The sequence below is a fragment of the Salininema proteolyticum genome (assembly GCF_042685645.1).
Classification (GTDB): Bacteria; Actinomycetota; Actinomycetes; order Mycobacteriales; family Micromonosporaceae; genus Salininema; species Salininema proteolyticum.
Genome location: NZ_JBHUNX010000001.1, coordinates 4,399,996 through 4,412,664 on the forward strand (window position 1 = coordinate 4,399,996; position 12,669 = coordinate 4,412,664).

Here is a 12,669-nt window from a genome sequence, read left to right on the forward strand (position 1 = left end):
ATGAGCAATACGACCGCTACCCCCGCTCTCGAGTGCCTGGTCTGCGACAGCGCTCTGGAGGGACACGAGTCCTGGGAGAAGGGCGAGATAGTCGAGTGCGAGTCGTGCGGACAAGAGCACGAGGTCCTGGAGAAGACCGAGGCGGTCACCAGGATCGACCTCGCCCCCGAGGTCGAGGAGGACTGGGGCGAGTGAACGACGTCCGCACCGACGTCGTCCTGTCCATGACAGTGCTTCGACCGGAAGAGCGACTTCTGGTCGAAGCACTGTGCGGGCAGGGCCTGAGCGTCGAGACCGCCCTGCCAGGAGACTTTGGCGAGATCCTGGCCAGGAAGAATCGACCCGGCGTGGCCGTGGTGCGCAACCTTTCCCACAAGGAGGCGCTGGCCAACGCGAAGATGCTGGAGCACAGCGGAATCAGGACCCTGAACCGGGCGTCGTCCATAGACACCTGCGGGGACAAAGGCTATCAGGCGCTGCTCTTCGCCCGTCACGGCGTGCCGCACCCGGGTTCGCGCCTGGCCTTCTCCTTCGACCAGGTCCAGGAGGCCGTGGAGTCCTACGGGTTCCCGGTCGTGGTGAAACCCGTCAGCGGCTCCTGGGGCCGCGGGGTCACCCGGATGACGGGACCCGACTGTCTCGACGCGTGGATCGGGGGACGCGAGTCCACCGACGCGGCGGGCAAGTTCTTCCCCGTCCTCGTCCAGCAGTACGTCGACAAGCCCGACCACGACCTGAGGGTCGTCGTCGTGGGAGGCACTCCGGTGGCCGCGTTCCGCCGCGTGTCCGACAGCTGGCGCACCAACACCACGCTCGGCGCGAAGGTCGAGCCCGTGGAGGCCACTCCCGAGATGGAGGCCCTGTGCCAGCAGGTGGTCGAGGTGGTCGGCGAGGGCTTCTACGGGATCGACCTCGTGGAGGACCGCGCCGAGGGCGTCTTGAAGGTGTTGGAGGTCAACGCCAACCCCGAGTTCGCCAAGTCATCGAAGATCCACGGCGTCGACGTCGCCGGCCTCCTGGCCGAGTACGTCTCCAAGCTGGTGGACAACCCCGACCGGGACAACGAGCCGGTCTCCCTGGGAGGAGTGAACCCATGATGGAGCGTTTCGACGCCGCCGTGGTCCTGACGCGAGTCATGGCCTCGGGCGTGGTCATGAGCATCGAGAAGAGCGACCGGGAACTGCCCGGTCTGGAGCGCCTGCTCGGCAAGCTGACCGGGCGCCGACACGTGGCGCTGTTCAACTCGTCGACGGCCGGCCTGCACGCCGCCTTGGCGGGCAACGGAGTCGGCCACGGCGACACCGCGGTCCTGCCGGACCTGGAGGAGAGCGAGCGCCGCTTCGCCTCCTGGCTCGGAGTGGAGGGCGCCGAAGGCGACGCCCCGCTGTTCGAGCGGTTCCGCCCGGACGCCGAGACGGCCGGGGAGATCCGCTCCTGGGCGGGGGAGAGGCGGGCCGACACGCTCGTGCTCGACCTCTCGGAGCTCGGATTCGGGCCGGCCTCGGCCGTGTGCTCGAACGACGAGGGCGTCTGGGCCCGTGCCGAGCGGCTCAAGATCTTCGGCGCCTTCGACCTGAGGACCATGTGGACGCAGGAGGAGTCGAACCCCGACCTCGTTCCCGGCGTCCAGTTCAACTACCGCCTGAGCCCGCTGGTCGCCGCCTGCCTGCGGCTGGGGCTCAACCAGGCCTCCAAGACACCCGCAGGAGCCGCGCGATGAAGACCGACTTCCCAACCCTTCCGCTGAACCCGCCGTCCGAGTCCGAGCGCGGGGCCGAGCTGGCCCTGTTCGACGGGCCGGCCATGATCGGCAAGGACGTCCGCCGCACCGTCTTCCCGGTGATCACCAAGGAGGACGTCCTGACCATGATGCTCTCCCTGAAGAAGGACCCCGGAAAGGTCGTCGACGACTTCGCCGGGGCCTACCGGGACTACGTCGGCGCGGGTTACGCCCTGCCGACGGCCTCGGGGACGTCGAGCCTGCACATGGCCCTCGTCGGCGCCGGCGTGGAGCCGGGCGACGAGGTCGTGGTCCCGGCGTTCACGTTCATCGCCACCGCCCAGGCGGTGGTGGCGGCCGGGGCGATCCCGGTGTTCGCCGACATCGACCCCGTCACCTACTGCATGGACCCCGAGAGCGCGGCCGAGGCGGTCACGCCGAGGACCAAGGCGCTCATGCCGGTCCACGTCCACGGCCTTCCGGCCGACATGGCCCGCCTGCGGGCGCTGGCCGACCGGCACGGCCTCGCCCTGGTCGAGGACGCCTCCCACGCGCACTCGGCGAAGATCGGGGACCGCGTCGCGGGTTCGATCGGGGACGCGGCGGGGCAGAGCCTCATGGCCGACAAGAACTTCCCGCTGGGCGGCGAGGGCGGCATCGCCTTCTACGCCACCGAGGAGGCCTATGAGCGGGCCCGGTCCTACCTGGTGCGCCACGGCATCGACTACCGGATGGCCCCGGCCGCCGCGGCCTTCGGTTCCAGCCAGCTGGAGCGGCTTCCGTACTACGACAAGGTCCGCGCCCGCAACGCCGCGATCCTGGACGGCGCGCTGCGGGAGACGGGGCTGTTCAGCCCGCCGCACGTCCCCGAGGGCCACGTCCACGCGTACAACATGTACCGGGTCGGACTGCACCCGGAGAAGGCCGGGCTGGACGACCTGCCGGTCCACGCGGTGAAGCAGGCGGTGCACGAGCTGCTCGTGGCCGAGGGCGTCCCGGCGCGGGAATGGCAGAACACGCCCATCCCGTGCCACCTGCCCTTCCAGCGCCGCGACGGGTTCGGCAACGGCTACCCGTTCACCCTGGGGGAGCGGCGCGCGGAGCACCGCCCCGAGGACTTCCCGAACGTCCTGGGCATGCTGGAGAGCACGCTGGTGCTCTGCCGCGAGCTGCGCTCGCCGGTCGAGTACGAGCGGGTGCTGCGCTACGCCGAGGCGTTCGCGAAGGTCGCCCGCCGGCCCGACGCGGTCCGGAAACTCGTGGAGGAGAACGACTATCCCCTCCCCTACCGGAGGGCGGCGCGTCTTGGTTGATCAGAGTCTCACCGTCGCCGTGGTCGGGGCGAGCGGTTACACCGGCGGGGAGGTCATCCGCCTCCTCGCCGACCATCCCAACGCCGACCTCGTCTTCCTCAGCGCCGAGCGCAACGCCGGCGCCGCGGTGGGCGCCGTGCACCCGTGGCTGCGGAACCATCCCGGCGTGGCCAAGGAGAAGTTCCGGCCGCTGGCGGAGATGCCCGAAGTGGACGCCGCGTTCTGCTGCCTCCCGACGGGCAAGCTCCCTCCGGTGCTCGACACCGTCGCCGGGCAGGCCAAGAGCGTGTTCAACCTGGCCGGGGACTTCCGTCTCCGCGACGCGGGCGAGCTGCGCAGGCACTACCCTGACTCGACCGACGCGGGCGGCGAGTTCGCCTACTACATTCCCGAGCTGTCGGGCGGCGCTCCGGAGTCCCGGTTCGTCAACCTGCCCGGGTGCATGGCCGTCGCCTCGATCTACGCGCTCTATCCGCTGTTCCTCGACGACCTGGTCGAGCCGCACGTGGTCGTGGACGCCAAGACCGGGTCCTCGGGCTCGGGCAAGGGCAGCGGCGAGCACCCGGCGGAGCGGGCGGGGAACTTCCGCGTGCACAAGCCGCACGGGCACCGGCACGCGCCGGAGATCAGCCAGGCGATCGCCGAGCTGACCGGAGTGCAGCCGGAGCTGCAGTTCTCGACCTACAGCCTGGACACTCCGCGCGGCATCCTCGTGTCGGCGTACGCCCGGCTGAGGGAGGACCGCCAGGGGCTGGAGGTCAAGCGCGCCTTCGCGAAGGCGTACGTGGGCCGCCCGTTCCTCCGGTTGCGCTCGGCGCCGAAGAAGCCGCAGGACTTCCCGATGCTCAAGGCCGTCAACGGCTCCAACCTCGCCGAGGTGTCGGTGAGCGTGTCGGGCCGCGAGATCGTGACCGTCGCGGCGCTGGACAACCTCATCAAGGGCGCGGCCGGCCAGGCCGTGCAGGCGTTCAACCTCGTGCACGGCCTCGACGAAGAGGCCGGCCTGCCCCGGACGGCGGTGGGACTGTGAGCTCGGCGAGGACTGTGAACACCGGCAGGACTTCAAGGCCCCTGTACGTGGTCAAGGTGGGTTCCGCGACGCTGGAGCGCGGCGAGGTGTTCGCCGAACTCGCGCGGATCGTCCGCCGCGGGGCCCGGCTGCTGGTCGTGGCCGGCGGCGCGGAGGGCATCCGCGCCCACTACGACCGGATCGGGCGCACCGTCCCCGAACTCGAGCTGAAGAGCGGCGACAAGGTCCGCTACTGCTCGCCCGAGGAGATGGGGCACATCGTCGACGCCTACCAGAGCGTCACGCTCCCCAATGTGGACGAGGGACTGCGCGAGCAGGGCCTGAGCGTGTTCACGGCGGTGGCCTCCCAGGGCGGCCTCGTCGAGGCGGAGCCGAACCGGCCGTTGCGGGTCCGCACGGCCTCGGGAGGCAGCCGCGTGGTCCGCGACCACCGGGTGGGACGGCCCGAACGGGTCGACACGGCGAGGATCGCGACGCTGCTGGAGGGCTTCGACGCCGTGTGCGTCTCGCCCCCGGTGGCGGGGTCCGACGGCGGGGGGCCGCTCAACGCGGACGCCGACGTGCTGGCCGCGGTGCTGTCCAACGCGATGCGCGCCGACCACCTGCGGCTCGTGACGGGGACGGCCGGGCTGCTGTCCGACCCCGGCGACCCGGACTCCACCCTCCCCCACCTGTACTCGGGAGAGGGCGCGCCGTACGCGGGCGGGCGAATGAAGCAGAAGGTCCGCGCCGCCGAGATCGCCCTCGACGGCAGCGCCGACGTCGCCATCTGCGGCCCCCACACCATGGAGCGCCGCGAGGGCTGGACCCGGTTCTGGCCGGGCGAGAGGCCCGAGGGCGACATCGAGCTGCTCCACCGCGCCGCCTCCATCCCGTCGGTCTCGCGCGACGAGCGCGAACTCGTCTCCTACCTCGTCGACCGGTGCCGCGAGAAGGGCGTCGAGGCGTTCGAGGACGAGGCGGGGAACCTGGTGGCGGTCAAGGGCTCCTCCGCGGACGACGCCGCCCGGCTCATGCTCATGGGCCACGTCGACACCGTGCCGGCCCCGTGGCCGGTGCGGTGGCGGGAGGACGGAGCCCTGTTCGGCCGCGGCACCGTCGACGCCAAGGGCTGCCTCGCCTCCTTCCTGGAGGTCCTGGAGGAGACCGAGGTGCCCGAGGGCTGCCGGCTCACGGTCGTCGGCGCGGTCGAGGAGGAGGTCTCCTCCTCCAAGGGCGCCTTCCACGTCCGCGACTCCTACCCGGCCGACGCGGTCGTCATAGGGGAGCCGTCCGGATCGGGGACCCTCACGATCGGCTACTTCGGACTGTTCAAGCTCGGGATCTCGGTGGACGTGGCCAAGGGCCACTCGGCCGGCAAGGACGCCGTCTCCGCCCCCGACGCCTTGATGGCGGCGGTCGACGAGATCCGCGCCCAGATCCTGAGCCACGCGCCCGAGGCGCTCAGCGCGCTCATCGACCTGCGCGTGGACACCGCCGGGGAGTCCGACCGGGCCGAGGCCGTCCTCAACTTCCGGGTGCCCCCGGGCGTGGACGTCGGACTGCTGCGCAAGACCGCCGAGGAGGCCCGCGGGGCCGACGTCGCGGTCCTGCGGGCCACGCCCGGCTTCCGCGGCGGGCGGGGAGGGCCGCTCGTCAAGGCCTTCACCAAGTCCTTCGCCGCGGCGGGCGCCAAGCCCCGCTTCGTCGTCAAGAAGGGCACCTCCGACATGAACACCCTCGCCACGACCTGGGAAGGCGTCCCGATGGTCGCCTACGGGCCCGGCGACTCCAGCCTCGACCACACCATGGACGAGCACCTCCACCCCGACGAGTACCGCCGCTCCCGCGGCGTGCTCGCCGAGGCGGTCCGGAACTGGTTCGCTCAGAAGGAGAACCGCTCATGACCACCGCAACGGAAGAACGAACGAACGCCCTGGAGGAGAGGGCGAAGGAGGCCCGGCGCCTCGTCGTCGACATGGCCGCCTCCGAACGCGGCTGCCACCTCGGCGGCTCCCTGTCGGCCATGGACCTCCTCATCGCCGCCCTCGACGGCACCCGCGACGAGGAGTCCAAGGTCGTCCTCTCCAAGGGCCACGCCGCGGCCGGCCTCTACGCCGCGCTGCACGCCATGGGGATCCTCGAAGAGGACCCCGCCCCGCGCTACGGCCTCCTCGGCCACCCCTACACCGGGCACCCGGGACCGAAGGTCCCCGGCGTGTCTTTCCCGACCGGAAGCCTCGGCCACGGCCTGCCCTACGCGGCGGGCTGGGCCCTGGCCCAGCGGCTCAAGGGAACCGGGGGACGCGCCGTCGCCATCGTCGGCGACGGGGAGCTCCAGGAGGGGCTCATCTGGGAGACCGTCCAGGTGGCCGCCGCCCGGGCCCTGGGCAACCTCGTCATCCTCGTCGACCGCAACGGCGGCCAGAACGACGGGCTGGTCGGCGACATCTCGCCGCTGCCGCACCTCGCCGAGCGTTTCGCCGCCTTCGGCTGCGACACGGCCGAGGTCGACGGCCACGACCTCGCCGCGCTGACGCGGACCCTCGCCGCCCACGACTCGCCCCGGCCGCTGGCGGTCGTCGCGAACACCGTCAAGGGCAAGGGAGTCCGCGCCGTGGAGGGCAAGGCCGCGAGCCACTACGTCGTGATCGACAAGGCCCGCGCCGAGAAATGGAAGAAGGGGATCCGATGACGCTGCCCGGACGCGACGCCTACCGCGCCGAACTGACCGCCCTGGCCGAGACGGACGAGAGGATCATCTGCCTCGAGGCCGACCTCGGCGGCAAGAAGCACCCCTTCGCCGAGGCCCACCCCGACCGGTTCTTCAACATCGGCATCGCCGAGGGCGCCATGGTCGACATGGCCGTCGGCCTTGCCGCCGCCGGATACCGGCCCTTCATCAGCACCTTCGCGCCCTTCGCCGCCCTGCGCGCCACCGAGAGCCTGAAGCTCGCGCTGGGCTACATAGGTGCCCCGATCACCGTCGTCGCCCCCTACGCGGGAGTGTCCGGCGCGTGGTTCGGCACCACCCACCACAGCCTGGAGGACATCGGGATCGTCCGCACGGTCCCCGGCGTCGCCATAGCCGCGCCCCACGGCGAGGCCGACATGCGCGCCGTCGTCCGCCACGCCCTAGAGACCGGGCGGCCCCACTACATCCGCACCGGGCGCAACGCCGCCTACGAGTCGCTTCCCGGCGACGCCGCGGGGCCCGGCGAGGTCAAATGGGCCGCCCGCCGCCCCGGGGGAGCCTGCCTCGTCTCGGTGGGCGAAGAGGCCGCCCGGCTGTGCGGGGAGGCCGAGTCCGGCCTCTCCCACGCCGTCCTGACCTACGTGGACAACGAGAGCCTGCGGACCGCCGCCAAGGAGCTCTCCCGCCACCACTCCACCCTCATCGTCGTCGAGGAGCACCGCACCGCCGGCAGCGCCGCCGAAGCGCTCGCGCTCCTCCTCCCCGAAGCCGAGGTCCACTCCGTCTCCGCCGGAGACCAGTGGCCCGCACAGGGAGGCGACCACGCCGAGACCCTCGCGCAGGTCGGCCTCCACCCCGCCGCGCTCGCCGCCAAGACAGCAGAAACCGCCTAAGGAGAACACCATGCACATCCTCATGATCGAATGCAACCCCAACGGAATGGCCGGCATCGCCAACGCCCTCGACCTGGGCCACGACGTCACCCTCGTCTCCGTCGACCCCGACTTCTACCTCGCCGCCTCGCCGCTGGCCCGGGGCAACTACGACCACGAGCGCTGCACCGTCATCAAGTCCGAGGACGCCTTCGACCGCGACAAGCTCGTCGCCCTGGCCCGCGAGATCCACGCCGAGCGCCCCGTCGACGGCGTGACCACCTACAGCGAGTACCACACCGTCCACACCGCCGCCGTCGCCGCCGACCTGGGACTGCCCGGCATGGACGTCGAGGCCGCCCTCAACGCCCGGCACAAGCACCGCACCCGCCTCACCCTGGAGGGCACGGACATCCGCCAGCCCCGCTTCGCCCACGTCGCCGACCCCTCCGGAGTCGCCGACGCCGTCGCCGAGATCGGCTTCCCCTGCGTCGCCAAACCCTCCGACGGCACCGCGAGCCTCCACGTCCAGCACCTGAAGGACCAGGACGACCTCGACGCCTACCTCGCCGAGCTCGACCGCGTCGAGGACTACGGGCGCGGCGTCGCCCGCATCCCCGACATCGTCATCGAGGAGTTCGTCGAAGGCGAGCTCATCTCCGTCGAGACCTGCGTCCTCGCCGGCGGAGAGATCGTCAACCTCGGCCTCACCGACCGGCCCCTGTCGGGCTTCCCGCACTTCATCGAGATGGGCGCCACCTACTTCAACGACCACCCGCTGCGCGAGGAGCTGTTCGAGACCACCACGAAGGTGCTGCGGCACCTGGGCGTCGACTTCGGCTTCCTCCACACCGAGTACCTGCTCTCGGAGGACGGGCCGGTGCTGTGCGAGGTCAACGGGCGCCTCATCGGCGGCATCGTCCCCAGCCTCATGGAGATCACCTCCGGCGCCGACGCCTACCTGGAGGTCATCCGCCAGGCCCTCGGCGAGAAGCCGGAACTGCCCTTCCCCGGCGAGACCATCGCCGGAGGCCACTGGTTCGGCGCCCCCGTCGCCGGCACCGTCCGCGGCATCGACTTCACCGACGTCGAGGGACTGCCCGGCTACCACAGCGCCCTGGCCTACAAGAAGCCCGGCACGGTCGTCTCCCGCCTCTCCAAGAGCAACTTCGACTGGATCGGCCACGTCATCTTCACCGGCGAGAGCCGCGAAGAGGTCAACAAGCGCTGCGACAGCGCGCTCGACCACATCGGGCTGGACATGTCCATAGAGGTGGCGCGATGACCGACCGCGTGCTGGAGAACGTCGCCGTCCCCTCGCTGGACGACGACACCCTCTACACCGTCGCCGTCTCCGGCGGGCGCTTCGAGTCGGTCGAACCGACCGGGCGCCCGCCCGCGGGCGGCGAGATGGAGCTGTGGCCGGCCTTCACCGAGACCCACACGCACCTCTCGCTGCCCTGCAACTGGGACGAGACCCGCGACGACCCGCGCCTCATCGCGCTGCAGTACCTCTACTACGGCATCGGCCGCATCGTCGACCTCTTCGGCTTCCCCGTCGCCGCCGAGGCCTGGGAGGCCGGAAAGGCCGCCTCGCCCTGGCCCTACCCCGAAGTCGCCCACTGCGGCTACGCCGTCACCGCCATGGGCGACGGCAACGGGACCTACGGCCACGGCGTCGAGTTCCCGACGCCCGTCCACATGGCCGCCGTCCCCGGCGACGTCGACACGGCCATCGACTCCAACGAGAAGCGCGGCGCGACCTTCCTCAAGGTCGTGTACACCGAGGGCGCCGAGCACGGCGGCAAGCCCATCCGCTTCACCCGCATCGAGGAGCGGATCCTGGAGCACGCCGTCCGGGCCGCAGCCGAACGCGGCATGTTGTCCATAGTCGACTGCAACACGCGCGAAGAGACCTTCCACGCCTACGAACGCGGCTACCGCCTCTTCGCGCACTCGGTCCGCGACGTCGACCTGAGCGACGCCGACTGGGACCGCCTCGACGGCGCGCGCTTCGTCTCCACCCTCGCCGGACTGCGGCCCATGATCCTCACCGGCGCCCAGTTCGAGGAGGCCTACTCCCGCCCCGGATTCGCCGAGACGCAGGACCCGGCCAACCTCGAGTTCGCCAAGACCATCGACGAGCCGTTCGGCATCAAGCTGAACCTCCAGGAGGTCCGCACCGCTTCGGTCGGAGCCATGCGCCGCAACGCGCTCGCCGCCCTCGACCGCGGCCGCCTCCTGGTCGGCAGCGACGCGGGCAACATCGGGGCCTTCCACGCCTGGAGCCTGGCGAGCGAACTGGAGCACCTCGCCGGGGGAGACCCCGGGCTGCGCCGCGGCCTCATGGCCGCCGCGACCGTGACCGGCTGGCACTACTTCAACGAAATGGCCGGACTGCCCGCCCGCGAACACCCGGTCGCGGCGGGCGAGGCGGCCACCTTCAACCTCTTCGAGCCCGAGTCCCCGCCGGGGTCCCTTCCCGCGCAATCGGTCGTGCGGGGAACGATCCTCGACCGGGACGCGCTGGCCGGGGAGATAGCCCGCATACGCCAATCAGAGACCAAAGGAAAGGCGGTCCTATGAGCACGGACACCGCACCGCTCTCACCAGAGCGCCGCAAGGCGCTCTTCGGCATCAACGCCGGAATCGCGCTGGCCCACATAGGGAACTTCATCTGGTTCCCCATCCTCGTCGCCGCCATCGGCGGAGGAGAGGGCGGCCTGTGGGCCGGCCTCATCATGTGCATGACCTACGTCGGCCGCCTCCTGGCGACCTTCACCTACGAGGGCGTCGCCGACCGGCTCGGCATGAGGGGAGTGGTCTTCGCCGGCGCGGCCCTGGAGGGAACCTCCCTGCTGCTCATGGGCTTCTCCACCGGCGTGATCATGTACGTGGTCCTGGCCTTCTTCGTCGGTTTCGGGTCCGGCACGGTCTTCCCCGGCCTGAAGAACGTCCTCATCACCTACCCCGAGGACCACCGCGCCAAGGCCTTCTCCACCTTCCAGATGTCGGCCCAGCTGGGACTGTTCGGCGGCGCCGCCGTCGGCGGCCTCCTGCTCGGAGTCGACCTGAAGATCCTCTTCACCACCGTGTTCGCCATCTTCATCGGCTTCTGCCTGTCCGCGAGCTCGTTCATCCCCAAGAACGGCTTCGACCCGGCGCCGGAGAAAGAGGAGAAGGCGCCCCTGTTCGACCTCGGCGTCGTCCGCGGCATCGAGGTCAAGGGAGCGGTGCGCTACTTCCTGCTCTCCAGCGTCTTCTGGTTCCTCATGATGTCCTTCGTCGTCGGGATCCCGCTGCACATGCAGGAGCACATCCCGGACTTCGCGCCCTCGGCGCCGTTCTGGATCACCGGCCTGACCATCCTCGTCCTGCAGTACCCGCTGTTCAAGTTCCTCAACGACCGCCTGCCTCCGCACCTGGTCATGGCCATCGGACTGGCGGGCATGGCCGCCGCCTTCCTCTCCTTCGGCGCGGGCCAGACCCTCGTCTGGGTCATCGCCGGCTGCTTCGTCGTGACCCTCGGGGAGATCCTCTTCACCCCCGCCTTCGACATCTGGGTGTCCAAGAAGGTCCCCGAGGAGAAGCTCACCAAGGCCATGGGCGCCATGCACTTCTTCCGCAGCGCGGGCAACATGGCCGGCGCCTTCGGGGCCGGGCTGCTGTTCGACCTCGCCCTGAGGACCGGGATCGACGGCGCCAACTGGTACGTGGTCGCCGCCATCGCCCTCGTCTGCCTCGGCATCACGGTCGCCTCCACGGAGAAGTCCGCCGAGAAGACCCCCGAGACCGCCGCCGCGTAAAGGAGAACCATGGGACACTACTGCGTCATCGGGGGAACCCGCTTCTTCGGAAGCCTCCTGGTCCGCCGACTGCTGGACGCCGGCCACGCCGTCACGCTCGTCAACCGCGGGCGGGCCGGCGACGACTTCGGCGACTCGGTCGAGAGGCTGACCGCCGACGCCAACGACCCCGCCGCCCTGGCCGACGCCGTCGCAGGCCGCTCCTTCGACGCCGTCGTGCACCAGGTCTGCTACCACCCGCGCGCCGCCATAGCCGCCGCCGAGGCCTTCGGCGACCGGGCCGGGCGCTTCGTGCTCACCTCCTCCATGGAGGTCTACAACCGCGACACGTTCCGCTGGAAGGTCGCCGCGCCGGACTTCGACGCCCGGGCCCGCGAGGACCAGCTCGACCCGGACGGCTACGGCTACGACACCTCCCTCGACTGGGAGTCGATGGAGTTCCTGGAGCCCAACTACGGGGAGGGCAAGCGCCAGGCCGAGGCCGCTCTGACCGACAGGGCCGAGGTCCCCGTCGTGGTCGCCCGCGTCGCCCACGTCCTCGCCGAAGAGGGCGACTTCACCGGGCGGATGGACTTCCACGTCCGGCGCCTCGCCGGGGGAGAGCCCGTGGTCGCCCACCGGGAACCGGGCCGCACCAGCCTCGTGCACGCCGACGACGTCGCCGCCTTCCTCGAATGGGCCGCCACCGCCGAGAACGCCTCGGGCGTCTACAACGCCTGCGCGCCCGACCTGGCCGGCGTCTACGACGTGGCCCGCGCCCTCGAGAAGGCCTCCGGGCGCACCGCCGAGGTCCTCGAGCTCGACGACGCCCAGGGCGACGAGCGCCTGTCGGGCTATTCCTGCCCGGCCGACTTCGGCCTGTCCTCCGACAAGGCCGCCACCGACGGATTCCCGTTCCGGCCCGTCGCCGAGTGGCTCCCCGCCCTTGCCGAACACGCCTGGAGGGAACGCTGATGTTCGACCTCATCGTCACCATCGACGTCCGCGAGGACGCCGACGTCCCCGACGTCGCCGACGCCCTGGCCCGCATGCGGCCGCTGTGCCTGGCCGAGGACGGCTGCGTCGCCTGGGAGGCCTACCAGTCCGACGAGTCGCCGCGGCGCTTCACCCTCGTCGAGCGCTGGGCCACCCGGGAGAAGTGGGAGGCCCACGGGGAGGAGAGGGCCATCCGCGACGTCTACCTCCCCGAGATCCTGCCCCGCGTCGACCGCGAGGTCCACCCGTCCCGTCCGGTTACCGAATCCTAGGAGCAAC

At 71.0% G+C, this 12,669-nt stretch carries 13 protein-coding genes; all 13 read left to right on the forward strand.

The window, feature by feature from the left end; genetic code table 11:
• The 13 genes from ACFTE1_RS20375 to ACFTE1_RS20435 are packed head-to-tail and all read left to right on the forward strand — an operon-like array spanning position 1 to position 12,662.
• Positions 1 to 195 carry a lysine biosynthesis protein LysW gene (locus tag ACFTE1_RS20375; RefSeq protein ID WP_380617856.1) on the forward strand — a complete coding sequence of 65 codons (195 nt, stop codon included), beginning with the start codon at positions 1 to 3 and terminating at the stop codon, positions 193 to 195.
• Positions 192 to 1,097 (forward strand): RimK family alpha-L-glutamate ligase, encoded by a 906-nt coding sequence (locus tag ACFTE1_RS20380; protein WP_380617855.1) that lies wholly within the window; start codon positions 192 to 194, stop codon positions 1,095 to 1,097. The genes ACFTE1_RS20375 and ACFTE1_RS20380 overlap by 4 nt, the downstream gene beginning before the upstream one ends.
• Positions 1,094 to 1,720, forward strand: coding sequence for a DegT/DnrJ/EryC1/StrS family aminotransferase (locus ACFTE1_RS20385; protein WP_380617854.1), 627 nt, complete (start codon positions 1,094 to 1,096; stop codon positions 1,718 to 1,720). The genes ACFTE1_RS20380 and ACFTE1_RS20385 overlap by 4 nt, the downstream gene beginning before the upstream one ends.
• Entirely contained in the window at positions 1,717 to 3,033 is a 1,317-nt protein-coding gene (locus ACFTE1_RS20390) for a DegT/DnrJ/EryC1/StrS aminotransferase family protein (RefSeq protein ID WP_380617853.1), read from the forward strand. Before ACFTE1_RS20385 ends, ACFTE1_RS20390 begins: the two co-directional genes overlap by 4 nt.
• Complete coding sequence (argC, locus tag ACFTE1_RS20395; RefSeq protein WP_380617852.1) at positions 3,026 to 4,063, forward strand: N-acetyl-gamma-glutamyl-phosphate reductase; 1,038 nt, start codon at positions 3,026 to 3,028, stop codon at positions 4,061 to 4,063. Before ACFTE1_RS20390 ends, argC begins: the two co-directional genes overlap by 8 nt.
• Positions 4,064 to 4,077: 14 nt before the next feature.
• Positions 4,078 to 5,949 carry a M20/M25/M40 family metallo-hydrolase gene (locus tag ACFTE1_RS20400; RefSeq protein WP_380617851.1) on the forward strand — a complete coding sequence of 624 codons (1,872 nt, stop codon included), beginning with the start codon at positions 4,078 to 4,080 and terminating at the stop codon, positions 5,947 to 5,949.
• The gene (locus tag ACFTE1_RS20405; RefSeq protein ID WP_380617850.1) at positions 5,946 to 6,737 is read left to right on the forward strand and encodes a 1-deoxy-D-xylulose-5-phosphate synthase N-terminal domain-containing protein; all 792 of its coding nucleotides are present in this window, start codon (positions 5,946 to 5,948) and stop codon (positions 6,735 to 6,737) included. The genes ACFTE1_RS20400 and ACFTE1_RS20405 overlap by 4 nt, the downstream gene beginning before the upstream one ends.
• Positions 6,734 to 7,630: a transketolase gene (locus tag ACFTE1_RS20410; RefSeq protein ID WP_380617849.1), complete on the forward strand. Its 897-nt coding sequence runs from the start codon at positions 6,734 to 6,736 to the stop codon at positions 7,628 to 7,630. Before ACFTE1_RS20405 ends, ACFTE1_RS20410 begins: the two co-directional genes overlap by 4 nt.
• A gap of 10 nt (positions 7,631 to 7,640) precedes the next feature.
• Positions 7,641 to 8,894: an ATP-grasp domain-containing protein gene (locus tag ACFTE1_RS20415; RefSeq protein WP_380617848.1), complete on the forward strand. Its 1,254-nt coding sequence runs from the start codon at positions 7,641 to 7,643 to the stop codon at positions 8,892 to 8,894.
• Positions 8,891 to 10,195, forward strand: coding sequence for a hydrolase (locus tag ACFTE1_RS20420; protein ID WP_380617847.1), 1,305 nt, complete (start codon positions 8,891 to 8,893; stop codon positions 10,193 to 10,195). Before ACFTE1_RS20415 ends, ACFTE1_RS20420 begins: the two co-directional genes overlap by 4 nt.
• Positions 10,192 to 11,415 (forward strand): MFS transporter, encoded by a 1,224-nt coding sequence (locus ACFTE1_RS20425; RefSeq protein WP_380617846.1) that lies wholly within the window; start codon positions 10,192 to 10,194, stop codon positions 11,413 to 11,415. The genes ACFTE1_RS20420 and ACFTE1_RS20425 overlap by 4 nt, the downstream gene beginning before the upstream one ends.
• 9 nt (positions 11,416 to 11,424) lie before the next feature.
• Positions 11,425 to 12,369: an NAD-dependent epimerase/dehydratase family protein gene (locus tag ACFTE1_RS20430; protein ID WP_380617845.1), complete on the forward strand. Its 945-nt coding sequence runs from the start codon at positions 11,425 to 11,427 to the stop codon at positions 12,367 to 12,369.
• Positions 12,369 to 12,662 (forward strand): putative quinol monooxygenase, encoded by a 294-nt coding sequence (locus tag ACFTE1_RS20435; RefSeq protein ID WP_380617844.1) that lies wholly within the window; start codon positions 12,369 to 12,371, stop codon positions 12,660 to 12,662. The genes ACFTE1_RS20430 and ACFTE1_RS20435 overlap by 1 nt, the downstream gene beginning before the upstream one ends.
• The last annotated feature ends 7 nt before the right edge of the window (positions 12,663 to 12,669 follow it).